The organism is Parahoeflea alexandrii (assembly GCF_024105735.1).
Taxonomy (GTDB): domain Bacteria; phylum Pseudomonadota; class Alphaproteobacteria; order Rhizobiales; family Rhizobiaceae; genus Hoeflea; species Hoeflea alexandrii.
In genome coordinates, this window is the sequence record NZ_JAAAML010000002.1 from 963,218 (window position 1) to 989,194 (window position 25,977).

The window sequence follows — 25,977 nt, forward strand, 5'->3', positions numbered from 1 at the left end:
ATGTTGTGGAATCAGCAATTAAACACGGTTGTCCTGGGTTGGGATTTCTACGCGCCGGTGATCCTGTTTGTCGTCCTGTGCGCGCTTGCCATCCCTGTCTGGGCGGCAATCGGCTCGGCCGCGATCATGATGTTGATCATGTCCGGTGCGCTGCCACTTTCTCTGGTCGGCGAATCCCTGTTTGACGGGATTGATCACTTTGCGCTCACCGCGATCCCGCTCTTTATCCTGACCGGCGACGTGCTTGTTCGCACCGGTCTAAGCCGCAAGTTTCTCGATGTGGCCGAGGCGCTGACGTGCTGGACCAAGGGCGGATTTGGCTCCGCCACGGTTCTGGTCTGCGGCATGTTTGCAGCCATCTCGGGCTCCGATGCCGCCGGTGCGGCTGCGGTGGGCCGGATGACCATCGGCCGCCTGGTGGAAAGCGGCTATCCGCGGCCCTATGCCTGTGCCTTGGTTGCAGCAGGTGCCTGTACCGGCATCCTGATCCCGCCATCGATCGCCTACATCATCATCGGTCTGGTGCTTGGCATCTCCGCTTCCACGCTGTTCCTGGCGGCGCTCATTCCCGGGATCTGTATCCTGATCTCGATCCTGATCACCAACATCGTCGTCAACCGGATCTACAAGTACGAAGGTGGCGAACCGATGACGTTCGCCGAGTGGTTCAGCAATCTGCGCACGACACTGAAGTCTGGCTGGTACGCGTTCCTGGTGCCCGGAATCATCTTCTACGGCATCTTCTCCGGGCGTTTGACACCCACCGAGGCTGGCGCCACCGCCGTCATCGTCACCATCATCATGGGCTTCTTCCTCAAGACGCTGAAACTGTCGGACTTTCCCGCCATGCTGCTCGGGTCCGCCAAGGTGGTCGGCGTGATCCTGCCGATCATTGCCTTCTCGCTGCCGCTGGCCCAGGCGCTTGCCATCATGGGCGTGCCGCAAGGCTTCGTCGCTGCGGTGACCTCTATCAGCGAGGATCCCTACATTCTCATCCTGCTGATGATTTTCATCCTGATCGCTGCCGGCTGCGTCATGGAAACGACCCCCAACATTGTGATCCTGGCGCCCATTCTAAAACCGCTGGCCGACAACATCGGCATGAACGAGATCCAGTTCTGCATCATGATGATCACATCGCTCGGCGTTGGCTTCATCACGCCACCGCTCGGTCTCAACCTGTTTGTCGTGTCTGGCATCACTGGTGAGTCGATTCTGAAAATAGCCTGGCAGGCAATCCCGTTTGTATTCTTCATGCTGCTCGTCGTGCTGATCATTGCCTATGTCCCTGCACTCTCAACAACCCTGCTGCCGGAAATCTACCAGTAGTCCGAAATCATCAATAAGGAGGACCGGAGACATGTCCCGTACCTATCTCAAGAAAGCCGTCAAAACCTCCACCTCCGATTCCGGGTCGGTCCGCGACACGGTCCAGTCGATTCTCGACGAGATCGAAGCTGGTGGCGAGGCGGCGGCACGCAGCTATGCCGAGAAGTTCGACCGCTACACCGGCAATATAAAGGTCACCCGCGAGGAGATCGAGGCGGCTGCAGCAAGCCTGCCACAGAAGCTCAAGGACGATATCCGCTTCGCCCACGACAATGTGCGCAAGTTCGCCCAGGCCCAGAAGAAGACCCTCACCGACATCGAGGTCGAAATCGTGCCGGGCCTGACGGCGGGGCAGAAGACCATCCCGATCGAGGCCGCCGGCTGCTACGTGCCCGGTGGCCGCTACAGCCATGTGGCGTCCGCGATCATGACGGTGACCACGGCCAAGGTGGCGGGCTGCAAGCACATCACCGTCTGTTCGCCGCCGCGCCCCGATGTCGGGGTTCATCCGGCAATCCTCTACACCGCCGACATCTGCGGTGCCGACACGATCCTCGCCATGGGCGGTGTCCAGGGTGTGGCTTCGATGGCCTTCGGGCTGTTTGACGTGCCGCCATCGGGTATTCTCGTCGGACCGGGCAACCAGTTCGTCGCCGAAGCCAAGCGCATCCTGTTTGGCCGTGTCGGCATTGACATGTTTGCCGGTCCCACCGACAGCCTGATCCTGGCCGATAAGGACGCCGATCCGGAAATCGTCGCCGCCGATCTCGTCGGTCAGGCAGAGCATGGCTACAACTCTCCGGTCTGGCTGGTCACGGATGATCGCGCGCTGGCCGAGGCGGTTATGGCGCTCGTCCCCAAGCACATCGCCACCTTGCCCGAGGTCAACCGCGACAACGCCGAGGCCGCCTGGCGCGATTTCGCCGAGGTCATTCTGTGCGACAGCCGCGAGGAAATGGCTGCAACTTCCGACGACTACGCACCGGAACATCTCACTGTGCAGGCCGCCGATACCGATTGGTGGCTGGGTCGGCTGGGCTGCTACGGCTCGCTGTTCCTGGGCGAGGAAACCACGGTAGCCTTCGGCGACAAGGCGTCGGGCACCAACCACGTGCTGCCCACCTCGGGTGCTGCGCGCTATACCGGCGGGCTGTCGGTTCACAAGTTCATGAAGATCGTCACCTGGCAGCGTGCCACCCGTGAAGGCTCGAAGTCCATAGCCGAGGCGACGGCCCGGATCTCGCGATTGGAAGGCATGGAAGGTCATGCCCGCACCGCCGACATCAGGCTGCGGAAGTATTTCCCCGGCGAGAACTTCGATCTCTCGGGAACCGGCCAGGATATCTGACATGAGCAGTGAGGCTTTGTTCGGCCTGAAGGGCCGGGTCGCGCTCGTCACCGGTGCAAGCTCGGGGCTTGGCCGGGCTGCGGCGACTTTTCTCGCCCTGGCGGGTGCCCGCGTCGTTGGTCTCGCCCGGCGTGCGGAGTCTCTCGAGCAATGGCGTGCGGAGACGGATGGTCAAACCGCAAGCCTTGCCGCTGACCTGGCTGCAGGCGCCGACATTGCCGCGATTGCGGCCAGGGTCTCCGAGCCCTTCGGTCCGCCGGATATCGTGGTCAATGCCGCAGGGCTCAATCTGCGCCAGCCGGCTGATCAGGTCACGCCCGAAGGCTGGGAGCGGACCATCGCGCTCAATCTCACGGTGCCCTTCTTTCTTGCCCAGGCGCTTGTTCCGGGCATGCGCCGCAAACGCTGGGGCCGGATCATCAATTTCGCCTCGCTGCAATCGCGCCGCGCCTTCAGCAACGGCATTGCCTATGGCGCCTCCAAGGGCGGGGTCGAGCAGATGACCCGCGCCATGGCGGAGGCCTGGTCCCGTGACGGCATCAATGCCAACGCGCTTGCACCCGGGTTTTTTCCCACCGAACTGACCGGGCCCGTGTTTGCCGACCCGTCAGTCTCGGCCATGCATGCGGGATCGACCTGCATCGGCCGAAATGGCGAGATGGCAGACATCGAAGGTCCGCTGCTGTTCCTTGCCTCCGAGGCTTCTGTCTACGTGACCGGCCAGGTCCTTTTCGTTGACGGGGGATACACCGCCAGATGAAAGCGCTTGTCTACACAGCACCCGAAAGCCTGGTCTGGCGTGATGAACCCGCCCCCTCTTTGCCGTCCGGCGAGTGCCTTGTCCGGGTCGAGGCGGTGGGTATCTGCGGCTCTGACATGCATGCCTATCTCGGCCATGACGAGCGTCGCCCTGCACCCTTGATTCTTGGCCACGAGGCTTCGGGCGTCGTCGTTGATGGCCCCGGTGCCGGGCGGCGGGTTACGGTCAACCCCCTTGCCACCTGCGGCAAGTGCCGGGCCTGCAAGACCGGGCGCAACAACCTCTGTGCAAAGCGACAGATCCTGTCCATGGCGCCGCGTCAGGGCGCTTTTGCCGAGTACATCGCCATCCCGGCGGAAAATCTTGTCGACATGCCCGATCATGTGTCTTTCGAAAAGGCATGTCTCGCCGAACCGCTGGCCTGTGGCTGGCACGCCGTGCGGCTGGGAGCGCGCGCTGGTGATGTTCCCCTGCAGGCTGCGCGGTGCCTGGTCATCGGTGGTGGCGCAATCGGTCTCGGTGCGGCTCTGGCGCTCAGGGCAATTGGTGCGGTAGACATCACCATCAGTGAAGCCAACCAGCGCCGCTTGCCGGCGTTGAAGTCTGCCGGAGATTTCATTGTTGCCACACCCGATGAGATCACGGCCGAGGACCCGGGAGGCTATGACCTTGTGATTGACGGTGTCGGGTTTGCGGCAACCAGGGCGGCGGCCAGCCGCGCCGCCCGGCCGGGCGGCGTCATTGTCCACATTGGGCTGGGCGACGCGTCTTCGGGCCTCGATATCCGGCGGCTGACCCTGCAGGAGATCACCTTCATCGGCGCCTACACCTACAGCCCCCAGGATTTCCGCGATACCGCCGCGGCGATCTTCGATGGCCGCCTCGGCAGCCTCGATTGGGCCGAACAGCGCCCTCTTGAGGACGGCGCTAGGGCTTTTGCCGACATTCTTGCCGGACGGGCCGCCGCGCCCAAGATTGTCCTGAGGCCGTGAGCGCGGGATGGGGCCGGGCTCCATCCTCCGGTTTTGCGTGAGCCATGAAGTTGCCCCGGAATTGCAGGGCGGTTCGAGTTGCCCGCTGACGGACCGCTGCGGATTGGATCGAAGCGGACAGCCTGGTGTCATGTCCATGCTGCATGTCATGCCGGGTATTGATCTTTCGAAGTGTTGATCTGCAAAGTTGAATAGATGACCTCCATGTTGAATTTTCCCCTGCGGGCGAAAACCCTGTTTCCGGGCCTGCTTCTTGCTCTCACGATAGCTGCGGCGGCGAAGTTTCTGTCCGAGCATTACGTTGCGCCGGTGATGCTGTTCGCGTTGCTCATTGGCATGGCCTTCAACTTCATGGCCGATCAGGAGCGCACGTCCGAAGGCGTGGTCTTTGCCTCCAAGACTCTGCTCAGGCTTGGCATCGTGCTGCTCGGCGCCCGCATCACGCTTGGCGACATCGCTGGCATCGGAACTTCCGGGCTGGTAACCGTGGCAAGCCTGATGGCGCTGACGATCGGCTTCGGTTTCATCTGCGCCAAGCTGTTCTCGCGCGGTTGGCGCTTTGCCATCCTGACCGGTGGCTCGGTCGCCATCTGCGGTGCTTCCGCGGCGCTGGCGCTGGCAGCGGTGATCCCCGCCAATGACAAGACCGAACGCAATGTGCTGTTCACGGTCGTGGCCGTGACCACGCTGTCGACCATCGCCATGATCATCTACCCGGTGCTGTTCGGCCTTGCCGGCTTGAGCGATCAGCAAAGCGGGTTTCTGATCGGGGCGACAGTTCATGACGTGGCTCAGGTGGTCGGTGCTGGCTACTCGATTTCGACTGAGGCCGGCGACACCGCAACCATCGTCAAGCTGCTGCGCGTCACACTTCTGCCGGTGGTTCTGATCATTGTCGCACTGGCGACCGCCCGCCGCGAATCAGGCTTCTCCCAGGTGCGGCTGCCGCTGTTCGTGGTCGGCTTCGGTGTGGTCACAATCGCCAACAGTGTCGGCCTGATCCCTGCTGCTGTTGCGGTACTGCTTGTCGATGCATCTTCTTGGTTTCTGGTCATCGCGATCTCGGCGCTCGGGGTACGCACGAACATGAAGGCCATGATGGACCTGGGCTGGCGTCACGTTGCCGTCATCGTGCTGGAGACGGTGTTTCTGCTTGGCCTTGCCTGGACTGCAGTATCCTTCGGACTTGCCGCCAGCTGACGCTGTTTGGAACAGCGTTGGGCAAATATATATAATTAAAACAATAAGATGTATTGCCCTCGAGATTTCCCAGCAGGATTTTTCGTGTTTCCCGCGTGTTCCCGTCGGGGCTGATGGTGACCAGCGGCCTCCGGCTGCCAGCGGCGCGCTTGACAGTCTCTCCGGCCTGTGACCTCAATGGAGCATCCGCAGGGTGACAAGGCAAAATGCTGGCCCCCGCAAGGATTTGTTCGGGAACACGTTTAGCTGGGAGTTTTGCCGTGAAACACGTTCAGAAATTAATGGCTGTTGCGCTGATGTGCACGGCTGCTGCCTTCGCTCCAGTCACTGCGCAGGCTGAAACACCGCCTGATACACTGATCCAGGCCTGGGCGATCGACGACGTCATTTCGCTCGATCCGGCCGAGGTCTTCGAGTTCACCGCCTCCGAGGTTCTCGGCAACTCCTATCAGGGATTGATCGGCTACAACGTCAAGGATGTCTCCGAGATCTTTGGCGTCGTTGCCGAGAAATGGGAGGTCTCCGAAGACGGCAAGACCTTCACCTTCACCATCCGCCCCGGCATGAAATTCGCGTCGGGCAATCCGATCACCGCCGAAGATGCGGTCTACTCGCTGCAGCGCGCCATCAAGCTCGACAAGTCGCCGGCCTTCATCCTGACCCAGTTCGGCTTTTCCGCCGACAATGTCGACGCCATGATTCGCAAGACCAGCGACATGACCTTCGAATTCGAGATGGACAAGCCCTATGCGCCGACACTGGTACTTTACTGCCTGACGGCAACCGTGGGCTTCATCGTTGACAGCGAACTGGTCAAGAGCAACGAGGTCGATGGCGATTTCGGCTATGACTGGCTCAAGACAAACTATGCCGGCTCCGGTGCCTTCACCATCCGCGACTGGCGCGCCAACGAAGCCATTGTGCTTGAACGCAACGATAACTATTCCGGCGACGCTGCCCCGATGGCCCGGGCCATCTATCGCCACATTCCCGAAACCGCCACCCAGCGCCTGTTGCTCGAGCAGGGTGATATCGATATCGCCCGCAATGTCGGCGCCGAGGAAATCACCGCCCTCTCTGAAAATCCGGATATTGTCGTAGAAAGCGGCGTCAAGGGATCGATCTACTACCTCGGTCTCAACCAGAAAAACGAGAACCTTGCCAAGCCGCAGGTTCGTCAGGCGATGAAATATCTGGTCGACTACGCCACGATTTCCGACACCATCATGAAGGGCAAGGTTATCCCGCACCAGGCCTTCCTGCCGCGCGGCTTTTTGGGCGCTCTTGAGGAGACACCGTTTTCGCTCAATGTCGAAAAGGCCAAGGAACTGCTTGCCGAAGCAGGTTTGCCGGATGGCTTCACCGTCACCATGGACACCCGCAACACGCCTGAAATCACCGCGATGGGGCAGGCAATCCAGCAGACCATGGCGATGGCCGGCATCAAGATGGAGCTGATCCCGGGCGATGGCCAGCAAACGCTGACCAAGTACCGCGCCCGCAACCACGACATCTATATCGGCCGCTGGGGCCCGGATTATCAGGATCCGCACACCAATGCCGATACCTTTGCCCGCAATCCCGACAATTCCGATGACGCCGCCTCCAAGCCGCTGGCCTGGCGCAATGCCTGGGACATCCCTGAAATGACGCTCAAGGCTGATGCGGCGATCCTCGAGGGAGACGCAAAAAAACGGGCGCAGATGTATATCGATCTCCAGACCGAGCATCAGCAGACCTCGCCGTTTGTCATCATGTTCCAGGAAATCGAGGTTCTCGCCCGCCGCAAGAATGTCGAGGGCTTTGTCGTCGGCCCGTCCTTCAACGACAACTCGTTCAAGGCCGTGACCAAGTAAGTGTCTGCGACGTCCGCTTTTGCGGAAGGGCGCAGCCGCGCCCTTCCGGCTTTCCTGGGCAAGGCCGTCCGGCTGCTTGCCACCATTGCCGTCACCATTTTCGGCCTGCTCGTCGTCACCTTCCTGATCGGCCGGGTGGTGCCCGTTGACCCGGTGCTCGCCGTCGTTGGCGACCGTGCTTCACAGTCGACCTATGACAAGGCCTTTGTCGAGCTTGGCCTCGACCGGCCGCTCTACGTGCAATTCGGCCTCTATGTCGAAAAGGCTGTCACCGGCGATTTTGGTGAAAGCCTGCTGACCAAGAAGCCGATCATCAACGACATTGCCCGGGCTTTCCCGGCAACGCTTGAACTGGCGACGGTGGCGATCCTGATCGGCACGCTGTTTGGCATCCCGGTCGGCGTCTGGGCCGCGGTCAGGCAGGGCAAACTGGTGGACCAGGTGGTGCGCATCGTCGGCCTGATGGGCTATTCCGCGCCGATCTTCTGGCTCGGCCTGCTTGGCCTTCTGGTTTTCTACGCCAAATGGGGCATCGTCGCAGGCCCTGGCCGCATCGACATCTCCTACGAGTATGCCTTCACGCCGACCACCGGCCTGTTTCTCCTCGATACCGCGATGCAGGGCCAATGGGGTGCGTTTCGCAATGTGGTCTCGCACATCGCCTTGCCGGCCTCGCTGCTCGGGTATTTCTCGATGGCCTATATCGCCCGGATGACCCGCAGTTTCATGCTCAACGAGCTGGCGCAGGAATACATCGTCACCGCGCGGGTCAAGGGCGTCGCCGAATGGCGCATCATCTGGGTGCACGCGCTTAGGAATGCTGCCGTGCCGCTGGTCACCGTCGTCACCCTGTCCTATGCCAGCCTTCTGGAAGGCTCCGTGCTGACTGAAACGGTCTTTGCCTGGCCCGGCCTCGGCCAGTACCTTACCAATTCGCTGCAGAACGCCGATATGAACGCCGTGCTTGGCGGGACTTTGCTGATCGGCATCATCTTCGTTGGCCTCAACCTGCTCTCGGATTTCCTCTACACCGTTCTCGACCCCCGGGTCAGGAGGCGCGCATGAGCATCGATGCCTCCCGCCGGAGCCTGAGCGAATGGCTGCAGAGCGAGCAGCCGGCCTCACGCCGCCAGGCGCGCCTTGGCCAGGCCTGGCGCACCTGGCTCCTGTTCACCGGCAACCGGCTCGGCATGATCGGCCTGGCCATCGTCGTCCTGCTGGTCCTGGTCGCCATTTTTGCCAATGTGATTGCGCCGTATGATCCTGTGCTCGGCGGCGACCTGCGCACAGAGCGGCTGCTGCCGCCGTCGCTTGATCATCTGATGGGCACCGACGATCTTGCCCGAGATATCTTCAGCCGTGTGATCCACGGCGCACGGCTGACCTTGATGGTGGTGGCGCTGGTTGCCATCATCGCCACGCCGATCGGCCTGCTGGTCGGCACCGTCTCGGGCTATTTCGGCGGCTGGGTCGACACCGTGCTGATGCGGATAACCGACATCTTCCTGGCCTTCCCGCGGCTCATCCTGGCGCTGGCCTTTGTCGCGGCCCTGGGCCCCGGCATCGAGAACGCCATCATCGCCATCGCCATTACCTCTTGGCCCCCCTATGCACGGCTGGCGCGCGCCGAAACGCTGACCATTCGCAATGCCGAGCACATCGACGCCATCCGCCTGCAGGGCGCGTCCTCCGGGCGCATCATCTGGGGCCACGTTGTACCGCTGTGCCTGTCCTCGGTCATCATCCGCGTCACGCTCGACATGGCCGGCATCATCCTCACTGCCGCGGGCTTGGGCTTCCTGGGTCTCGGTGCGCAGCCGCCCCAACCCGAATGGGGCGCGATGATTGCCGGCGGGCGCCGCTTCATCATCGATTACTGGTGGGTCGCGACCATGCCCGGCATCGCCATCTTCACCGTCTCGCTCGGCTTCAATCTGCTCGGCGACGGCCTGCGCGACGTGCTTGACCCGAAGGCCGAGAAATGAGCCCGCTGCTGTCCGTCGAGAACCTGCGCATCGCCTTCCCCTCGCGACAGGGACCGGTCGAGGTGGTGCGCGGTGTCAGTTTCAGCCTGGGGCGTGAGCGGCTTGGTATTGTCGGCGAGAGTGGATCGGGCAAGTCCCAAACTGGCCGCGCCCTCTTGGGCCTGACCCCTGTTTCGGGAACAGCAACCGCGGACCGGCTGGAATTTGATGGCATCGATCTGCGCCACGCGAGCACCAGGCAATGGCGCAAGCTGCGCGGCGCGCGCATGTCGATGGTCATGCAGGATCCTAAATTCTCATTGAACCCGGTGATGACCATCGGCCGGCAGCTGATGGAGGCGGTCAAGCTGCATGGCGGCAAGTCCGAGGCGCACGACAAGTCGATCGCCATGCTGGAAGCCGTGCAGATCCGCGATCCCGAGCGGGTGATGGCGGCCTATCCGCATGAACTCTCCGGCGGCATGGGCCAGCGCGCCATGATTGCCATGATGCTGGTCACCGAGCCCGATCTGCTGATTGCCGACGAGCCGACCTCGGCGCTTGATGTGACGGTGCAGATCGAGGTGCTGCGCATTCTCGACCGGCTGGTCAGCGAGCGCGGCATGGGGCTGATCTTCATCAGCCATGACCTGAGGCTGGTGTCCACCTTCTGCGACAGGGTGCTGGTCATGTATGCCGGCCGGGTGGTCGAGGAGCTCGACGCCCGGCGGATGAGCGAAGCCGCCCATCCCTACACCAGGGGGCTGCTCAACTGCCTGCCGACCATCACCGGCGACAGCCGCCCGCTGCCCGTTCTGGCGCGTGACGCTGCCTGGCTCGAGTAGGAAATCCGGATGGCTTTCATCGATATCGAGGACCTCGAAGTCACCTTTGAAGGCAGCGGTCGGCAGGTGCGTGCGCTCAAGGGCGTGTCGCTTGCCGTTGAGGAGGAGGAGAGTTTCGGCATCGTCGGCGAGAGCGGGTCCGGCAAGTCCACCGTGCTGCGCGCGCTGTGCGGTCTGGCGCCGGTAACCGGCGGCCGGATCAGCATTGCCGGTGATCCGGTGCAGATGCCGCGTGACCAGGCCTTCTACCGCCGCGTCCAGATGGTGTTCCAGGATCCCTATGCCTCGCTGCATCCCCGCCACACCGTCGATCGGGTCTTGTCCGAACCACTCGCCATCCACGGCTTCGATCACGCCGAAGACCGGGTTGAACAGGCGCTCGAGGATGTCGGCCTCGGATCTGGCTTCCGGTTCCGCTATCCGCACCAGCTTTCCGGCGGCCAGCGCCAGCGAGTGGCCATTGCCCGCGCCCTGATCCTCGAGCCGAAGGTGATCCTGCTCGACGAGCCGACATCGGCGCTCGATGCCTCGATCCAGGCCGAGGTGCTCAACCTGCTTGACCGGCTGCGCGCCGAGCGCGGCCTGACCTATGTGCTGGTCAGTCACGACCTGGCCGTCGTCTCGCACATGTGTGACCGCCTGATGGTGATGCAGGGCGGCGAGGTGGTCGAAGAGTTGACCCGCGAGGCGCTGCAGGCCCATGCTACGGCGAAGGACTACACCCGCAACCTGCTGACGGCGAGCGAGGGCTTCACCCGCGATCCCGCCCTTCGGCGCTGATGGAGCCAGCCATGGCGACTGTTCCGTTCTTTGACGGCCACAATGATTTCCTGCTGCGCCTGCTGCGCGAACCGGAGCGTCGCGAGACGCTGTGGCTAGAGCAGGGGCTGGAAGGCCATCTCGACCTGCCGCGCATGCGAGAGGCGGGCTTTGCGGGCGGTTTTTTCGCCATCTACATCCCGTCACCCGAAGAGGATGGCGCTCCCGACTATCAGGCGATGATGGACGCGCCGCCCTATGATCTGCCGCTACCTCCGCAGATGACAGCGGCTGAGACCCAGGCGACGGCCCTCGCAATGGCCGGCCAGCTGATGTGGATGGAGCGGGCTTCCGCAGGCGCGCTGAAGATCTGCTGCACCACCGCCGACCTGCGTGCCTGCATAAAAACCGGAACCATCGCCGCGATCATGCACATGGAAGGTGCGGAAGCCATCGGGCCTGATCTGGATGCGCTCTACGCCTTCCACGCCATGGGCCTGCGCTCGCTCGGCCCGGTCTGGAGCCGCCCGACCGTCTTCGGCCACGGCGTCCCGTTTCGCTTTCCGGGCGATCCCGACACCGGCTCCGGCCTCACCGACGCCGGCAAGAACCTGGTCAGGGTCTGCAACGAGCTCAGGATCATGATCGACCTGTCGCACCTCAACGAGAAGGGCTTCGACGATGTCGCCAGCCTCTCGGACGCGCCGCTGGTCGCCACCCATTCCAACGCCCACGCGGTCACGTCCTCGACCCGCAACCTGACCGACCGGCAATTGGCCATGATCCGCGAGAGCGGAGGCATGGTCGGCCTCAACTACGCCACCGTGTTCCTGCGCGACGATGGCCGCAAATCGACCGATTGCGGCTGGGATCCGGTGATGCGCCACCTTGATCATCTTGTCGAAAAGCTCGGCGAAGACCATGTCGGCTTCGGCTCAGATTTCGACGGCGCCGAACTCCCTGACGTGATTGGAGATGTGACTGGCGTTCAGGCGCTGATCGATCAGATGCGGGAGCGGCAATATGGCGAAGAGCTGATCGAAAAGATCGCGCGGAATAACTGGGTATCGCTGCTGGAGCGGACCTGGGGAGGCTGAGCCGACCGCCGTGCCGCCACTCCCTTCTCCCCTCGTGGGAGAAGGTGGATGCGACGGTTCCGTGAACCGGCGCAGACGGATGAGGGGGCTTGTCAACTTTGATGAGGCGCTGGATGAGCAAGGATATCGAACGGCTGCGAGGTTTCGCACGTGATATGCGCCGAGCTCCGACCGAGGCGGAACAGCGGTTATGGGGCGTTCTGCGCAACCGTCGGCTCGACAAGCTGAAGTTCCGTCGCCAGGTGCCGATAGGTGGCTTCATTGCCGATTTCGTCTGCATGGAAGCGAAGCTGATTGTCGAGCTGGATGGCAGTCAGCACGCAGAAAGCCCACGGGACAAGGCCCGCGATTCAAATCTTGAAGAGCGTGGCTTCCGTATTCTGCGGCTGTGGAATGACGATGTGATCAGCGATCTGGAAAGCGCTTGCGCGACGATCCTGGCCTTTGCGCGGGACCCGTCGCTTAAGCAGGACTGGCGATAGGCCACTGAGAATACCCCTCATCCGTCTCCGGTCGTTTACGGAACGCCCGGATCCACCTGCTCCCACGAGGGGAGAAGGAAGAGGTGTCTACCGCCGGCCGCCGCAAATTCCTCCCCTCTCCCGTGGTGGAGAAGGCGTCAGCAACGCTGACGGATGAGGGGGCTCACATATTCCGCTTCAGCCCCGAAATCCGCGCCAGCACGGCATTTGCCGCATCGAGCACATTCGAGCCGGGCCCAAAAATCTCGGCCACGCCCTTTTCGCGCAGGAAGGCGTAGTCCTGTTCGGGGATGACGCCGCCGACGACGACCTGGATGTCGGCGCGGCCCTTGTCCTTCAGCCGGGTGATGAGTTCGGGCACCAGCGATTTGTGGCCAGCGGCGAGCGACGAGACTCCGACCACGTCGACGTTGAGTGCAATCGCCTTGTCGGTGACTTCGGCCGGCGTTTCGAACATGTCGGTGAGATCCACCTTGAAGCCCATGTCGGCAAACGCCGTGGCGATCACCTTGGCGCCGCGGTCGTGGCCGTCCTGGCCCATCTTGGCCACCAGCACATGCGGCGCGCGGCCCTTGTCAGTGGTGTAGTCAGCGATGCGGTCCCGGATTGCCTGGTATTCCGGATCATCGTGATAGACGTCCTCGTAGACTCCGCCGATAACCTTCGTAATGGCATGGTGGCGGCCGCCGAAGCCGCGCTCCATGGCGTCGGAGATTTCGCCCAGCGAGGCCCGCGCCCGCGCTGCCTCGACGGCGGCGGCAAGCAAATTGCCCTTGCCGGATTTCGCCACCTGTTCGAGCTCTGCGATCGCGGCTTCGTGCGCCTTGGGATCGCGGCTGTCGCGCATTTTCTTCAGCCGCGCCACCTGACCGGCGCGCACCTTGTCGGTGTCGATGTCGAGAATATCGACCTGCGGCTCGTCGTTGAGCCGGAACCGGTTGACGCCGACGATCACGTCCTCGCCCCGGTCGATCCGCGCCTGCCGGCGGGCCGCCGCCTCCTCGATGCGCATCTTCGGCAGGCCCTGCTCGACCGCCTTGGTCATGCCGCCGAGCGCCTCGACCTCGGCGATCAGTTCCCAGGCCTTCTCGGCCAGATCGGCGGTCAGCTTCTCGACATAATAGGAGCCGCCGAGCGGATCGACCACATTGGTGATGCCGGTCTCATGCGCCAGGATCAGCTGCGTGTTGCGGGCGATGCGGGCCGAGAATTCCGTCGGCAGCGCGATCGCCTCATCGAATGAATTGGTGTGCAGCGACTGGGTGCCGCCGAGCACCGCCGCCATCGCCTCGAACGCGGTACGGACCACGTTGTTGTAGGGATCCTGTTCGGTCAACGACACGCCCGAGGTCTGGCAATGCGTGCGCAGCATCTTCGAGCGTTCGGACTTCGCGCCGAAATCGGTCATGATCTTCGACCACATCTGGCGCGCCGCGCGCAGTTTCGCCGCCTCCATGAACACGTTCATGCCGATGCAGAAGAAGAACGACAGCCGGCCGGCAAACGCGTCGACGCTCAGCCCCTTGGCTTGTGCTGCGCGGACATATTCCATGCCGTCGGCCAGCGTGTAGGCCAGTTCCTGCGCCAGCGTCGCCCCGGCCTCCTGCATGTGATAGCCGGAGATCGAGATCGAGTTGAACTTCGGCATATCGGCCGCGGTGAACTCGATGATGTCGGCAACGATCCGCATCGAGGGCTCTGGCGGATAGATGTAGGTGTTGCGGACCATGAACTCCTTGAGGATGTCATTCTGCACCGTCCCAGTCAGCGCCTTGCGCTCGACGCCCTGTTCCTCACCAGCGACGATGAACATCGCCAAGACCGGGATGATAGCGCCGTTCATGGTCATCGACACGCTCATCTCGCCCAGCGGAATGCCGTCGAACAGGATCTTCATGTCCTCGACCGAATCGATCGCCACGCCGGCCTTGCCGACATCGCCGGTCACCCGCGGGTGGTCGGAATCATAGCCCCGGTGGGTGGCGAGATCGAAGGCAACGGACAGGCCCTTCTGGCCCGCCGCCAGGTTCTTGCGGTAGAACGCGTTGGAATCCTCCGCCGTCGAGAAGCCGGCATATTGCCGGATCGTCCAGGGCTGTCCCGCATACATGGTCGAGCGCACCCCGCGGGTGAACGGCGCGAAGCCCGGCAGTTCGGAGGCGGCGGATTCGGGCAGGTCATCCGCGGTGTAGAGCGGCTTCAGCGTAATGCCTTCCGGCGTTTCGGTGTTCAGGCTCTCGATCGGCTTGCCCTTGAGATCCTTGGTGGCAAGCTCGAGCCAGTCGCGCGTGGTCTTGCTCATTTCGCGAACTCCATGATGATCTCGTCGACGGCGAGGCTGTCGCCGGCCTTCACCGGGATGCGTGAGACCACGCCCTTGCGCTCGGCCTTGAGCACATTCTCCATCTTCATCGCCTCGACGACGGCCAGCGTCTGGCCTTCCTGCACCTCGTCGCCCTCGTTGACGGCAATCGAGACGATCAGGCCGGGCATCGGGCAGAGCAGCAGGCTCGATGTATCGGGCGCCACCTTCTCCTTCATCAGCCGGGCCAGTTCGGCGATGCGGGGGCTGAACACCTGCACCCGCACATCGACGCCAAGCTGCCGCAGCCGCCATCCGGCGTCGGCGGGCTCGACCTTGATGGCGTTGGTCACCCCATCGATATCGAATGCTGCCAGCTTTGCGCCTGGCGTCCAGTCTGTTGTCACCGACAGCGGCTCGCGTCCCGGCAGCCGCACCAGGTAGACATCGTCGGTGTCGTCGATATGGCCGGTGATCTCCTGGCCAGCAATCCGAACCACCTTGTCCTCATGCGCGCGCTTTTCCGCCTGGCTGAATCGCGCGCCGGAGATCTGTGCGTTGCGCTCCCCCGAGATGTGGCTGAGCAGCAGCGCCGCAATGGCAAAGCGCTTGATGGTGTCATCATTGGGCGGCACCGGGGCAAAGCCCTCCGGATACTCCTCGGCGATGAAGCCGGTCGACAGCCGGCCCTCGCGCCAGCGCGGGTGCTGCATCAGCGCCGACAGGAACGGCAGATTGTGGCCGATGCCCTCGACCTCGAACCGGTCAAGCGCGTCGGCCATGGCGTCGACGGCCTCGAGCCGGGTCGGCGCGTGGGTGCACAGCTTGGCCACCATCGGATCGTAGAACATCGAGATCTCCGAGCCTTCGGTGACCCCGGTGTCGTTGCGGATGGTGATGCCGTCGCTGGTGCCTTCCTGCGGCGGCCGGTAGCGCGTCAGCCGGCCGATCGAGGGCAGGAAGTTGCGGTAGGGGTCCTCGGCGTAGAGCCGGCTTTCGACCGCCCAGCCATTGAGCTTCACATCGGCTTGCGTGAACGGGAGCTTCTCGCCCGCTGCAACCCGGATCATCTGCTCGACCAGATCGACACCGGTGATCAGCTCGGTCACCGGATGCTCGACCTGCAGCCGCGTGTTCATCTCGAGGAAATAGAAGTTGCGGTGCTTGTCGACAATGAATTCCACCGTGCCGGCAGACTGGTAGTCCACGGCGTTTGCCAGCGCCACCGACTGCTCGCCCATGGCCTTGCGGGTTTCCGCGTCGAGAAAGGGCGAGGGGGCCTCTTCGACCACCTTCTGGTTCCGGCGCTGGATCGAGCATTCGCGCTCGCCGAGATAGACCGCGTTGCCGTGGCTGTCGGCGATCAGCTGGATCTCGATGTGGCGCGGCTCCTCGATGAATTTTTCGATGAAGATCCGGTCATCGCCAAACGAACTTGCCGCTTCCGATTTCGAGCGGGAAAAGCCCTCGCGCGCCTCGGCGTCGTTCCAGGCAATCCGCATGCCCTTGCCGCCGCCGCCGGCGGATGCCTTGATCATCACCGGATAGCCGATCTCGGCGGCGATCTTGGCCGCATGCGCCTCGTCATCGATAAGCCCCATGTGGCCGGGCACGGTGGAGACACCGGCTTCGGCGGCGATCTTCTTAGAGGTGATCTTGTCGCCCATCGCCTCGATGGCCTTCACCTTCGGGCCGATGAAGGCGATGCCCTCTTTCTCCAGCGCCTCGCAGAACGAGGCCCGCTCGGACAGGAAGCCGTAACCCGGATGCACGGCCTCTGCGCCGGTTTCCTTGCACGCGGCAATGATCTTGTCAGCAATCAGGTAGGACTGGTTGGCCGGCGGCGGACCGATATGCACGGCCTCATCAGCCATCTCCACATGCACGGCATTGCGATCGGCGTCTGAATAGACGGCAACCGTCTTGATGCCCATTGCCCGCGCGGTCTTGATGACCCGGCAGGCAATTTCACCACGATTGGCGATGAGGATCTTGGAAAACATGCACTTCTACCCCCGCTGATGGGCCTGTGGCCCATGACTTCCAGTCGTTTCACCCGGGTCCGTGCCCGGGGTATTTCAGACACCCGGTCATCCGGATGCCTGTTCGCGGCTCTCCCCATTCAGGAGAGAGCCATGGTCTTCAGACCTCAAGCACATCCTCGAATGCGGCGGGATAGCTCGCCCGCCCCACGCGTTCGTCAATCCGGAGCAGCGCCTGATATGATTTCGGATCGAACGGCTCTTCTGCCGGCACGATCTCCCGCCCGAACAGCCAACTGATCCGCCCCGCATCGAGGTTGCCGCGCTCAAACGGCTCGTCGCCGTAAAGGTGCCAGAGCGCATGCAGAAAGGCCGCATCGGCGAGCTTTTCCGTCGATGTCCGGTCCGCCATCCGGCGGCGGTTGATGATCGGCGAGACCCCGCGCGGATTGGCCCTGCGGATGGTGAACTGGAACCCCGTGCCGGGCAGGCCGGACGGGATCCCTCGGTGCTTGGTCATTTCAGGCAGTTTTGCCATCAGGCCTTGCCTTCCTTCTGGGCGTCGAGCTTGTCCTGGGTGCGCAGCTCGAAATCGCTGGCGTCATGACGCTCGTGCAACTGCTCGGACGGATCGCCAAAGGCGCGGTTGACCATGCGTCCCCGTTTTACCGCCGGGCGCGCGGCAATCTGGTCGGTCCAGCGCTTCAGGTTGGTGTAGATGCCGGTGTCGAGATAGGTGGCGGCATCATTGTAGACGTTGCCCTGCATCAGCGTGCCGTACCAGGGCCAGATCGCCATGTCGGCAATCGAATACTCAGCTCCGGCCATGTACTCGTTCTTGGCGAGGTTCTTGTCGAGCACGTCGAGCTGGCGCTTGACCTCCATGGCGAAGCGGTCGATCGCGTACTCGATCTTCATCGGCGCATAGGCGTAGAAGTGCCCGAAGCCGCCACCCAGGAACGGACCCGAGCCCATCTGCCAAAACAGCCAGTTGAGTGCTTCTGTGCGCGCATGGTGCTCCTTGGGCAGGAACGCGCCGAACTTCTCGGCCAGGTAAAGAAGGATCGAGCCGCTTTCGAACAGCCGTGTCGGCTCCGGCGTCGAATGGTCCACCATCGCCGGGATCTTCGAGTTCGGATTGACGTCGACAAAGCCCGAACCGAACTGGTTGCCTTCCCCGATATTGACGAGCCACGCGTCGTATTCCGCGCCCTTGTGACCGGCGGCGAGCAGCTCTTCCAGCATCACCGTCACCTTGACGCCGTTCGGCGTCGCCAGCGAATAAAGCTGCAGCGGATGCTTGCCGACCTGCAGGTCCTTGTCATGCGTCGGGCCGGAAATCGGCCGGTTGATATTGGCGAAGCGGCCGCCATTGCCCTGTTTCCATTCCCACAGCTTTGCAGGCTGGTAGCCGGCGGGAAAATTGTTTTCTGGCGGGAAGCTGGTGTCATCAGTCATGAAATGGGATCCTTGTTGGTGAGAATTGTCTCACCGGAGCATATAGGCCGAAAGTCGGAGAATTGCAGCCGCCAGCAACCGCGCCGTTCCTGTCAAAATCCCGTGAGCGCCCGCAAGGCGCTGCATCAACCCAGATAATCCGCATCTTCCACCTTCTCGAGCCACGTCACAGCAACTCCGTCAAGCGCCTCCTGGATGGCGAGATGCGTCATCGCCACTTCCGGAGCCGCGCCATGCCAATGCTTCTCGCCCGGTTCGAACCAGACCACGTCGCCCGGCCGGATTTCCTCGATCGGTCCGCCCTCGCGCTGCGCCCGTCCGAGCCCCGATGTGACGATGATCGTCTGCCCCAGCGGGTGCGTGTGCCATGCCGTCCGCGCGCCCGGCTCGAACGTCACCGCCGCCCCTTGGACCCGCCCTGGTGCCTCGGCCACAAACAGCCTGTCGAGCCGCACCGTGCCGGTGAAGTACTCTTCCGGCCCTTTTGCCGAGGGCGTCGATCCTGCGCGGGTGATCTTCATGGTGTGCTCCTCCGGGGGGCTGCGGCGGCTTACAACGGAATGTTGTCGTGCTTACGCAAGGGCTGCGTCACCTTCTTGGTCTTCAGCATCTCGAAGGCGCGGACCACGCGGCGCCGGGTTGAATGCGGCATGATCACCTCGTCGATGAAGCCGCGTTGGGCGGCGACGAACGGGTTGGCGAAGCGGTCTTCGTAATCCGCAGTCCGCTGCGCGATCTTCTCCGGGTCGCCAAGCTCCGAGCGATACAGGATCTCGGTCGCGCCCTTGGCCCCCATCACCGCGATCTGCGCCGTTGGCCAGGCATAGTTGACGTCGGCGCGGATGTGCTTGGACGCCATCACGTCGTAGGCGCCGCCATAGGCCTTGCGCGTGATCACCGTGACCTTCGGCACGGTGGCCTCTGCGTAGGCGAACAGGAGCTTCGCGCCATGCTTGATGATGCCGTTATACTCCTGACCGACGCCCGGCAGGAAGCCTGGCACGTCGACCAGCGTCAGGATCGGGATGTTGAACGCGTCGCAGAAGCGCACGAAGCGCGCCGCCTTCTTCGACGAGTCGATGTCGAGGCAGCCGGCCAGCACCATCGGCTGGTTGGCGACGACGCCGACGGTCGAGCCGTTGAGGCGGATGAAGCCGCAGAGAATGTTCTTGGCGTGGTTGGCCTGGATCTCGAAGAAATCGCCCTCGTCGCCGACCCGGGCGATGACTTCGCGCATATCGTAGGGCTTGTTCGGATTGTCCGGGATCAGCGTGTCGAGTGCGTTCTCGATCCTGTCGGGCGCGTCTGCCGTCTGGATCACCGGCGGTGTCTCGCGGCTCGACAGCGGCAGGAAGTCGAACATCCTGCGGATCTCGATCAGCGCCTCGACATCATTGTCGTAAGCGCCATCGGCCACCGAGGATTTCTTCGTGTGGGTCGAGGCGCCGCCAAGTTCTTCCGCCGTGACGATCTCGTTGGTCACGGTCTTGACCACGTCCGGGCCGGTCACGAACATGTAGCTCGTGTCCTTGACCATGAAGATGAAGTCGGTCATCGCAGGTGAATAGACCGCGCCGCCGGCGCAGGGACCCATGATCACCGAGATCTGCGGGATCACGCCCGAGGCCTGCACATTGCGCCAGAACACTTCGGCATAGCCGCCGAGCGAGGCCACGCCCTCCTGGATGCGCGCGCCGCCGGAATCGTTGAGCCCGATCAGCGGTGCGCCGTTCTGCACGGCGAGATCCATCACCTTGCAGATCTTCTCGGCATGCGTCTCTGACAGCGAGCCGCCGAACACGGTGAAGTCCTGCGAAAACACGTAGACCGGGCGGCCATTGATGGTGCCCCAGCCGGTGATCACGCCGTCGCCGGGGAACACCTGGGTTTCCATGCCGAAATCGGTGCAGCGATGGGTCTTGTACATGTCGTATTCCTCGAACGATCCCTCGTCGAGAAGCACTTCCAGCCGTTCGCGCGCGGTCAGCTTGCCCTTGGCGTGCTGCGCGTCGATGCGCGCCTGCCCGCCGCCGAGCCGGGCCTGTTCGCGCCGGTGTTCAACCTCTTCGATAATCTCCCGCATCACAGGCCTCCCTTTCTCGCAATCATCGCCCATGTTGCCGGAAACACTGCCGCTGCCAAGGCTGCTTTGGTCGCATCCCCAAGGATGAACGGCGTCAGCCCCCAGGCGAGGATCGGCTGGTCCCAGCCAAACAGCGCGCCGAGCCACAAAACGCCGGGCACATAGATGATGGCGCTGGCGATGATGGCCGCGAGGAACGCGCTCAGCGGCGAGCGGTCCATGCCGCGCTCGGCAAGCGTGCCGGCAGCGAAGGCAGCCAAGAGGTAGCCGAGCAGATAGCCCCCGGTCGGTCCCATCATGTAGGCAAGGCCGATGCCCTTCTCCGGCGTGCCGGCAAACACCGGCAGGCCGAGCGCACCCTGGACAAGATACAGCGCCACCGCAGCAGAGCCGAGCCGGGACCCTAGCGCCAATCCTAGCCCGATGACGACAAACGTCGTCATGGTCAGCGGCACCGGGTAGAAGGGGATCGAGAGCTTGGCTGACAGCGTCAGCAGAATCGAGCCGGCAATGGCCACGAGGCTGGCGATGGCCAGTTTTTCGGGCCGGGAGGCGGTCAGGGCGGCATAAAGGGTCAAGGCGGGCACTCCGTGAAACCGGGAAATGATTGTCCGGTGGTAGCGCGAATGAACGTGCCGCAACAGGGTTGAAAAGGTAAGCATGTTGCACTAGTAATGTTTGCATCTGCAATTTTGCAAAGTTGCGAACATTCATGCGGGCACGCAAGCTCTTCATCGGCGGCAAGGTCCGCGCCATCCGCGGCGAGCACGGCCTGACCCAGGCCGGCTTTGCCCAGAAGCTTGGCATCTCCACCAGCTATCTCAACCAGATCGAGAACAACCAACGCCATGTCAGTGCCTCGGTGCTGCTGGCCCTGGCCGAAGCCTTCTCCGTCGACATCACCACCCTGTCCGACCAGGATAGCGACCGGCTGCTCGCCGATGTCTCCGAGGCGCTCGCCGATCCGGTCTCGGGCGGGGCACAACCGTCGCTGACCGATGTCAAGCTGGTGGTGCAGAACGCCCCGTCCTTTGCCCGCGCCTTCCTGTCTCTGCACCAGGCCATGCGCCGCTCCGGCGACCAGCTCGCCGAACTCGACGAGACGCTGGAGCGGTCCGGCGCACTGAGCGAGCCGACGCCATACGAGGAAGTCCGCGATTTCTTCCATTATGTCGACAACTACATCCACGAGTTGGATCTCGCCGGCGAGGCGCTGAGCCGGGACCTGGCCAAGAGCCGCGGCGTCAGCCTCAAGGCGCTGGCCGACCATATCGAACGGCGCCACCGGGTGCGGGTGGTGATCGGCGCCGGCAGCGAGCCGGGGGCGGGGCAGGGCGATGCGAATGGCGGCGGGCTGCGCCGTTTCGATCCGGTCAGCCGCGTGCTCTGGCTCAATCCGCGCACGCCGGCCTCGACCCAGGCCTTCCAGATTGCCTGCCAGATTGCGCTGATCGAGCATGACGCGGCGATGACCCGGATCATCTCCGAGGCGCGCTTCCGCTCGGCTGATGCCGCCGGTATCTGCCGCATCGGTCTTGCCAACTACTTTGCCGGCGCCGCCATCCTGCCCTATGGCGCTTTCAGCGCCGCTGCACGCGAGTTGCGCCACGACCTTGTGCTTTTGGCCGACCGGTTCGCAACCAGTCTCGAGCAGGTGGCGCACCGGCTTTCGACCCTGCAGCGGCCGGGACAGAAGGGCGTGCCGTTCTTCTTCGCCCGGGTCGACAAGGCCGGCAACATCACCAAGCGTCATTCCGCCACCAAGTTGCAATTCGCCCGTTTCGGCTCTGCCTGTCCCTTGTGGAACGCGCATTCCGCCTTCGAGACCCCGAACCGGATCATCCGGCAGCTGGCCGAAACGCCGGACGGCGTGCGTTATCTCTGCCTTGCCACTGCGGTCTCCAAACCCTCCGGCGGCTGGCGCGATCCGGTGCAGTCCTATGCCTTAGCGCTCGGCTGCGAGGTGGCTCACGCCGGCGAACTGGTCTACGCCGACGATCTCGACATCGCCCGCGCCGAGGCCTTCGAACCGATCGGCGTCTCCTGCCGGATCTGCGAGCGCCGCAACTGCCATCAGCGCGCAGTCCCCCCACTCAAGCGCCGTCTGGTGGTCGATCCCAACACCCGCAAAACAGTGCCCTACGGATTGGAATGATCGCCGGCAAGGCTTGCGGCATGTCGTGCGCTCGGGCTAGGAATTTGCATCGCCCCGTTTCGGGGCATCAGCGAAAGGCAGACCCGGTGACCGGCACGATCTATGTCCTCAACGGACCGAACCTCAATCTTCTGGGCAAGCGCCAGCCGGAAATCTATGGCCACGAAACCATGGCCGATGTCGAGGCCGCCTGCCTGAGCCAGGCCGAAAGCTATGGCCTTGCCGTCCGGTTCCTGCAATCCAATGCCGAGCACCAGCTGATCGACTGGATCCACGAGGCCCGTGAAGATGCGGTAGCCGTGATCATCAACCCCGGCGCCTACACCCACACTTCGATAGCGATCCTCGATGCGCTCAACACTTTCGAAGGCCCGGTGATGGAAGTCCACATTTCCAACGTGCACAAGCGCGAGGAATTCCGCCGCCATTCCTATGTGTCGCTGCGCGCAGACGGCGTCATCGCCGGCTGCGGCACGCAGGGTTACCTGCTGGCGATCGACCGCGTCGCCAAACTGGTGAGCGCCACCAACTGAGGCGGGCGACCGACCTCAGAAGTCGAGCGGCGCGTTGTCGGTGACTTCTTTCATCACGAAAAAGCTTCGGATCTGGCGCACGCCTGGAAAGGCGATGAGCTGCTCGCCGTGCAGCTTGTTGAAATCGGCCATGTCCTGCACCCGCACTTTCAGGAAATAGTCGAAGTCGCCGGCGACCAGATGACAGTCGAGCACGAAGCTCAACTTGCGGATCGCCGTCTCGAAGGCTGCGAAACTCTCGGGCGTTGAGCGATCGAGCACCACGCCGACCATGACCAGCGCGCCGCGCGAAACTGCGTGCGGATTGATCAATGCCCTGAACCCCTTGATGAAGCCCTCGTCGACCAGCCGCTGGGTGCGGCGATGGCAGGTTGCAGGGCTGACGGAGACCTTCTGGGCGAGATCGGCATTGCTCAGCCGCCCGTCCGCCTGCAGCAGCTTGAGCATCTTGCGGTCAATTTTATCAAGATCAGCAGGCATGAAAGAAACTTCCGTAAATTGATATTCCTATGGAAAGATCCATCGAAATTTTGCTTCGAATTTGCTGCATGATAAATTCCACACGACGAGTTTGAAAGCACCTTTCATGCGATCCGGGTTAGGTTTCTCTCCTGAATAAGCCACCTCGCGCCGACCAGGCCCCAACCCACGGACAGACACCCATGAACCTCGCCAAATTCGACCGTTACCCGCTCACCTTCGCAGGCCCGACCCCGATCGAGCATCTTCCGCGTCTGAGCGCAGCCATTGGTGCCGATGTGGAGATCTATGCCAAGCGGGATGACTGCAATTCGGGCCTGGCGCTGGGCGGCAACAAGTTGCGCAAGCTCGAATACATCGTGCCCGACGCGATCGCCGCTGGCGCTGATACCCTGGTCTCGATCGGCGGCGTCCAGTCCAACCACACCCGCATGGTCGCCGCGACTGCAGCAAAGATCGGCATGAAATGCGTGGTGGTCCAGGAAAGCTGGGTGCCGCATGATGACGCGGTCTACGACCGGGTTGGCAATATCCTGCTCACTCGCCTGATGGGCGCCGACAGCAGGTTGGTCGACGAGGGTTTCGACATCGGCATCCGCCAGAGCTGGGAGGATGCGCTGCAGTCGGTACGCGACCGCGGCGGCGTGCCCTATCCGATCCCGGCCGGTGCCTCGGTGCACAAATACGGCGGCCTCGGCTATGTCGGTTTCGCCGAGGAGGTGCGCGCCCAGGAAGCCGAAATGGGGATCACCTTCGATTACATCATTGTCTGCGTCGTCACCGGTTCGACACAGGCCGGCATGATCGTGGGCTTTGCTGCCGACGACCGGGCGAACCGGGTCATCGGCATCGATGGCTCTGGAACCCCCGAGCAGCTGCGTGCACAGGTCCGCGGCATCGTGGACAACACAGCGGATCTTGTTGAGCTTGGCCGCAAGGTGCGTGACGACGAGATCGTCATCAACCCCGATTATGCCTATCCGGCCTATGGCGTCCCAAGCCACGAGACCAATGAGGCGATCCGCCTTGCCGCACGGACAGAAGCAATGATCACCGATCCGGTCTACGAAGGAAAGTCGATGCAGGGCATGATCGATCTTGCGCAAAAGGGCTTTTTCCCCAAAGGCTCGAAGATTCTTTACGCCCACCTCGGAGGAGCTCCGGCGCTTAACGGCTACAGCTACACCTATCGCAACGGCTGAGGCAAACCGTCGGGTTTTGAGGCGTCGTCCCATTTACCGATGCCAGCGACGCCGCCCGGCGCCATTTTGTTTGTCATGGTTTGACACTGGTCAAGGCTGGATGTGCGTCTTGCGGCTATACTGCCCCTTTGTTTGAGCGGGGCATGAAATGGAAGACACAAAAAGCGAACTCGAAACAACGGTCGACGACGTGGCGGCCGCACTCTCCGAGACGGTGCTCGAAACATCGGACAAGGAAACGGTTGAGGCCAAGCCACCGCGGTTGACCACAGCAGACATCCGCAAGGACGAAGCTGCGATCGCGCAATTGTTCGAGCAGGGGGTCTATCCCTACAAGACACGAATGCGCCGCGTTGCCTATGAAAAGGAAAAGGCCAGACTGCAAGTCGAGTTGCTCAAGGCCCAGCGCTGGATCGAGGATACCGGCCAGAAGGTGGTGATGCTGTTTGAAGGCCGGGATGCGGCCGGCAAGGGTGGCACCATCAAGCGCTTTACGGAGCATCTCAACCCGCGGACCGCCCGTGTTGTGGCCCTCAACAAGCCAACCGACCGGGAACGCTCGCAATGGTACTTCCAGCGCTACATCGAGCATCTGCCGGCATCGGGCGAAATGGTGTTGTTCGACCGCTCCTGGTACAATCGCGCAGGTGTTGAGCGTGTCATGGGGTTTTCTTCGCCGACTGAATATCTCGAATTCATGCGCGAGGCACCCGAGATCGAGCGCATGCTCACCCGTTCCGGCATCCTTTTGTTCAAGTACTGGTTCTCGGTGACGCAGGGCGAACAGCTCAGGCGGTTTGGCCAGCGCGAGAGGGATCCGCTCAAGCAATGGAAACTGTCGCCCATCGACAAGGCCTCGCTCGACAAGTGGGACGACTACACCGAGGCCAAGGAGGCGATGTTCTTCTACACAGACACAGCCGACGCGCCCTGGACCATCGTCAAGTCCGACTGCAAGAAACGCGCACGACTCAATTGCATGAAGCACTTCCTGTCGAGCCTGCCCTATCCCAACAAGGATCATCTGGTTGTCCATCACCCGGACCGGCTGATTGTCGGTTCAAGCAGTCATGTCATCGGGACAGATGACCATATCCTGGGCAAGACCCTGCATCCGGACATCCGCAAGCCGAAGATGGCTGCCGGCTAG

At 62.7% G+C, this 25,977-nt stretch carries 24 protein-coding genes; 16 read left to right on the forward strand and 8 right to left on the reverse strand.

Going from position 1 to position 25,977, the window contains the following annotated elements; genetic code table 11:
* The 12 genes from GTW23_RS14195 (at position 1) to GTW23_RS14250 (ending at position 12,632) form a co-directional block, all read left to right on the forward strand.
* A complete protein-coding gene (locus GTW23_RS14195) occupies positions 1–1,329 on the forward strand; it encodes a TRAP transporter large permease (protein WP_152010341.1) in 1,329 nt (442 codons plus the stop codon).
* Between the two features lie 31 nt (positions 1,330–1,360).
* A complete protein-coding gene (gene hisD / locus GTW23_RS14200; RefSeq protein WP_252916216.1) occupies positions 1,361–2,677 on the forward strand; it encodes a histidinol dehydrogenase in 1,317 nt (438 codons plus the stop codon).
* A gap of 1 nt (position 2,678) precedes the next feature.
* Entirely contained in the window at positions 2,679–3,437 is a 759-nt protein-coding gene (locus GTW23_RS14205; RefSeq protein ID WP_252916217.1) for an SDR family NAD(P)-dependent oxidoreductase, read from the forward strand.
* The gene (locus GTW23_RS14210; RefSeq protein WP_252916218.1) at positions 3,434–4,429 is read left to right on the forward strand and encodes an alcohol dehydrogenase catalytic domain-containing protein; all 996 of its coding nucleotides are present in this window, start codon (positions 3,434–3,436) and stop codon (positions 4,427–4,429) included. Before GTW23_RS14205 ends, GTW23_RS14210 begins: the two co-directional genes overlap by 4 nt.
* A 204-nt stretch (positions 4,430–4,633) precedes the next feature.
* Complete coding sequence (locus tag GTW23_RS14215) at positions 4,634–5,629, forward strand: YeiH family protein (protein WP_252916219.1); 996 nt, start codon at positions 4,634–4,636, stop codon at positions 5,627–5,629.
* A 281-nt stretch (positions 5,630–5,910) separates the two neighbouring features.
* Positions 5,911–7,485 (forward strand): ABC transporter substrate-binding protein, encoded by a 1,575-nt coding sequence (locus GTW23_RS14220; protein ID WP_382266263.1) that lies wholly within the window; start codon positions 5,911–5,913, stop codon positions 7,483–7,485.
* The gene (locus GTW23_RS14225; RefSeq protein WP_382265922.1) at positions 7,486–8,550 is read left to right on the forward strand and encodes an ABC transporter permease; all 1,065 of its coding nucleotides are present in this window, start codon (positions 7,486–7,488) and stop codon (positions 8,548–8,550) included.
* The gene (locus tag GTW23_RS14230; protein WP_152010335.1) at positions 8,547–9,470 is read left to right on the forward strand and encodes an ABC transporter permease; all 924 of its coding nucleotides are present in this window, start codon (positions 8,547–8,549) and stop codon (positions 9,468–9,470) included. Before GTW23_RS14225 ends, GTW23_RS14230 begins: the two co-directional genes overlap by 4 nt.
* Positions 9,467–10,294 (forward strand): ABC transporter ATP-binding protein, encoded by an 828-nt coding sequence (locus tag GTW23_RS14235; RefSeq protein ID WP_252916221.1) that lies wholly within the window; start codon positions 9,467–9,469, stop codon positions 10,292–10,294. The genes GTW23_RS14230 and GTW23_RS14235 overlap by 4 nt, the downstream gene beginning before the upstream one ends.
* Before the next feature lie 9 nt (positions 10,295–10,303).
* A complete protein-coding gene (locus tag GTW23_RS14240) occupies positions 10,304–11,074 on the forward strand; it encodes an ABC transporter ATP-binding protein (RefSeq protein WP_252916222.1) in 771 nt (256 codons plus the stop codon).
* Positions 11,075–11,085: 11 nt separating this feature from the next.
* Positions 11,086–12,150 (forward strand): dipeptidase, encoded by a 1,065-nt coding sequence (locus tag GTW23_RS14245; RefSeq protein ID WP_252916223.1) that lies wholly within the window; start codon positions 11,086–11,088, stop codon positions 12,148–12,150.
* A gap of 113 nt (positions 12,151–12,263) precedes the next feature.
* The gene (locus GTW23_RS14250) at positions 12,264–12,632 is read left to right on the forward strand and encodes an endonuclease domain-containing protein (RefSeq protein ID WP_252916224.1); all 369 of its coding nucleotides are present in this window, start codon (positions 12,264–12,266) and stop codon (positions 12,630–12,632) included.
* 163 nt (positions 12,633–12,795) lie between these two features.
* Here GTW23_RS14250 and scpA read toward each other — a convergent pair whose 3' ends face one another.
* The 7 genes from scpA to GTW23_RS14285 form a co-directional block, all read right to left on the reverse strand.
* Complete coding sequence (gene scpA / locus GTW23_RS14255) at positions 12,796–14,934, reverse strand: methylmalonyl-CoA mutase (RefSeq protein WP_252916225.1); 2,139 nt, start codon at positions 14,932–14,934, stop codon at positions 12,796–12,798.
* The gene (locus GTW23_RS14260; protein ID WP_252916226.1) at positions 14,931–16,937 is read right to left on the reverse strand and encodes an acetyl-CoA carboxylase biotin carboxylase subunit; all 2,007 of its coding nucleotides are present in this window, start codon (positions 16,935–16,937) and stop codon (positions 14,931–14,933) included. Before GTW23_RS14260 ends, scpA begins: the two co-directional genes overlap by 4 nt.
* Positions 16,938–17,076: 139 nt before the next feature.
* Entirely contained in the window at positions 17,077–17,454 is a 378-nt protein-coding gene (locus tag GTW23_RS14265) for a hypothetical protein (protein WP_252916227.1), read from the reverse strand.
* The gene (yghU, locus tag GTW23_RS14270) at positions 17,454–18,374 is read right to left on the reverse strand and encodes a glutathione-dependent disulfide-bond oxidoreductase (protein WP_252916228.1); all 921 of its coding nucleotides are present in this window, start codon (positions 18,372–18,374) and stop codon (positions 17,454–17,456) included. Before yghU ends, GTW23_RS14265 begins: the two co-directional genes overlap by 1 nt.
* Positions 18,375–18,499: 125 nt before the next feature.
* Entirely contained in the window at positions 18,500–18,895 is a 396-nt protein-coding gene (locus GTW23_RS14275; protein WP_252916229.1) for a (R)-mandelonitrile lyase, read from the reverse strand.
* 29 nt (positions 18,896–18,924) lie between these two features.
* Positions 18,925–20,457, reverse strand: coding sequence for an acyl-CoA carboxylase subunit beta (locus GTW23_RS14280; RefSeq protein ID WP_252916230.1), 1,533 nt, complete (start codon positions 20,455–20,457; stop codon positions 18,925–18,927).
* A complete protein-coding gene (locus tag GTW23_RS14285) occupies positions 20,457–21,035 on the reverse strand; it encodes a biotin transporter BioY (RefSeq protein WP_252916231.1) in 579 nt (192 codons plus the stop codon). The genes GTW23_RS14280 and GTW23_RS14285 overlap by 1 nt, the downstream gene beginning before the upstream one ends.
* A gap of 134 nt (positions 21,036–21,169) precedes the next feature.
* Between GTW23_RS14285 and GTW23_RS14290 the strand changes: the two genes are divergently transcribed.
* Positions 21,170–22,612 (forward strand): helix-turn-helix domain-containing protein, encoded by a 1,443-nt coding sequence (locus tag GTW23_RS14290; RefSeq protein WP_252916232.1) that lies wholly within the window; start codon positions 21,170–21,172, stop codon positions 22,610–22,612.
* Positions 22,613–22,698: 86 nt separating this feature from the next.
* The gene (gene aroQ / locus GTW23_RS14295) at positions 22,699–23,145 is read left to right on the forward strand and encodes a type II 3-dehydroquinate dehydratase (RefSeq protein ID WP_252916233.1); all 447 of its coding nucleotides are present in this window, start codon (positions 22,699–22,701) and stop codon (positions 23,143–23,145) included.
* A 15-nt stretch (positions 23,146–23,160) separates the two neighbouring features.
* On the opposite strand, the gene GTW23_RS14300 is transcribed toward aroQ, so the two are convergent.
* Positions 23,161–23,625 (reverse strand): Lrp/AsnC family transcriptional regulator, encoded by a 465-nt coding sequence (locus GTW23_RS14300; protein WP_152010321.1) that lies wholly within the window; start codon positions 23,623–23,625, stop codon positions 23,161–23,163.
* A gap of 182 nt (positions 23,626–23,807) precedes the next feature.
* On the opposite strand from GTW23_RS14300, the gene GTW23_RS14305 reads away from it, so the two are divergent.
* Together GTW23_RS14305 and ppk2 are read left to right on the forward strand one after the other, a co-directional pair.
* Positions 23,808–24,827, forward strand: coding sequence for a 1-aminocyclopropane-1-carboxylate deaminase (locus GTW23_RS14305; protein WP_252916234.1), 1,020 nt, complete (start codon positions 23,808–23,810; stop codon positions 24,825–24,827).
* A 148-nt stretch (positions 24,828–24,975) separates the two neighbouring features.
* Positions 24,976–25,977 (forward strand): polyphosphate kinase 2, encoded by a 1,002-nt coding sequence (gene ppk2 / locus GTW23_RS14310; protein WP_252916235.1) that lies wholly within the window; start codon positions 24,976–24,978, stop codon positions 25,975–25,977.

Excerpts from the sequence above, each read along its gene's own strand:
- GTW23_RS14195 (WP_152010341.1), top strand. The coding sequence starts at position 1 with ATGTTGTGGAATCAGCAATTAAACACGGTTGTCCTGGGTTGGGATTTC.
- hisD (WP_252916216.1), top strand. The coding sequence starts at position 1,361 with ATGTCCCGTACCTATCTCAAGAAAGCCGTCAAAACCTCCACCTCCGAT.
- GTW23_RS14205 (WP_252916217.1), top strand. The coding sequence starts at position 2,679 with ATGAGCAGTGAGGCTTTGTTCGGCCTGAAGGGCCGGGTCGCGCTCGTC.
- GTW23_RS14210 (WP_252916218.1), top strand. The coding sequence starts at position 3,434 with ATGAAAGCGCTTGTCTACACAGCACCCGAAAGCCTGGTCTGGCGTGAT.
- GTW23_RS14215 (WP_252916219.1), top strand. The coding sequence starts at position 4,634 with ATGTTGAATTTTCCCCTGCGGGCGAAAACCCTGTTTCCGGGCCTGCTT.
- GTW23_RS14220 (WP_382266263.1), top strand. The coding sequence starts at position 5,911 with ATGGCTGTTGCGCTGATGTGCACGGCTGCTGCCTTCGCTCCAGTCACT.
- GTW23_RS14230 (WP_152010335.1), top strand. The coding sequence starts at position 8,547 with ATGAGCATCGATGCCTCCCGCCGGAGCCTGAGCGAATGGCTGCAGAGC.
- GTW23_RS14235 (WP_252916221.1), top strand. The coding sequence starts at position 9,467 with ATGAGCCCGCTGCTGTCCGTCGAGAACCTGCGCATCGCCTTCCCCTCG.
- GTW23_RS14240 (WP_252916222.1), top strand. The coding sequence starts at position 10,304 with ATGGCTTTCATCGATATCGAGGACCTCGAAGTCACCTTTGAAGGCAGC.
- GTW23_RS14245 (WP_252916223.1), top strand. The coding sequence starts at position 11,086 with ATGGCGACTGTTCCGTTCTTTGACGGCCACAATGATTTCCTGCTGCGC.
- GTW23_RS14250 (WP_252916224.1), top strand. The coding sequence starts at position 12,264 with ATGAGCAAGGATATCGAACGGCTGCGAGGTTTCGCACGTGATATGCGC.
- scpA (WP_252916225.1), bottom strand. The coding sequence starts at position 14,934 with ATGAGCAAGACCACGCGCGACTGGCTCGAGCTTGCCACCAAGGATCTC.
- GTW23_RS14260 (WP_252916226.1), bottom strand. The coding sequence starts at position 16,937 with ATGTTTTCCAAGATCCTCATCGCCAATCGTGGTGAAATTGCCTGCCGG.
- GTW23_RS14265 (WP_252916227.1), bottom strand. The coding sequence starts at position 17,454 with ATGGCAAAACTGCCTGAAATGACCAAGCACCGAGGGATCCCGTCCGGC.
- yghU (WP_252916228.1), bottom strand. The coding sequence starts at position 18,374 with ATGACTGATGACACCAGCTTCCCGCCAGAAAACAATTTTCCCGCCGGC.
- GTW23_RS14275 (WP_252916229.1), bottom strand. The coding sequence starts at position 18,895 with ATGAAGATCACCCGCGCAGGATCGACGCCCTCGGCAAAAGGGCCGGAA.
- GTW23_RS14280 (WP_252916230.1), bottom strand. The coding sequence starts at position 20,457 with ATGCGGGAGATTATCGAAGAGGTTGAACACCGGCGCGAACAGGCCCGG.
- GTW23_RS14290 (WP_252916232.1), top strand. The coding sequence starts at position 21,170 with ATGCGGGCACGCAAGCTCTTCATCGGCGGCAAGGTCCGCGCCATCCGC.
- GTW23_RS14300 (WP_152010321.1), bottom strand. The coding sequence starts at position 23,625 with ATGCCTGCTGATCTTGATAAAATTGACCGCAAGATGCTCAAGCTGCTG.
- GTW23_RS14305 (WP_252916234.1), top strand. The coding sequence starts at position 23,808 with ATGAACCTCGCCAAATTCGACCGTTACCCGCTCACCTTCGCAGGCCCG.
- ppk2 (WP_252916235.1), top strand. The coding sequence starts at position 24,976 with ATGGAAGACACAAAAAGCGAACTCGAAACAACGGTCGACGACGTGGCG.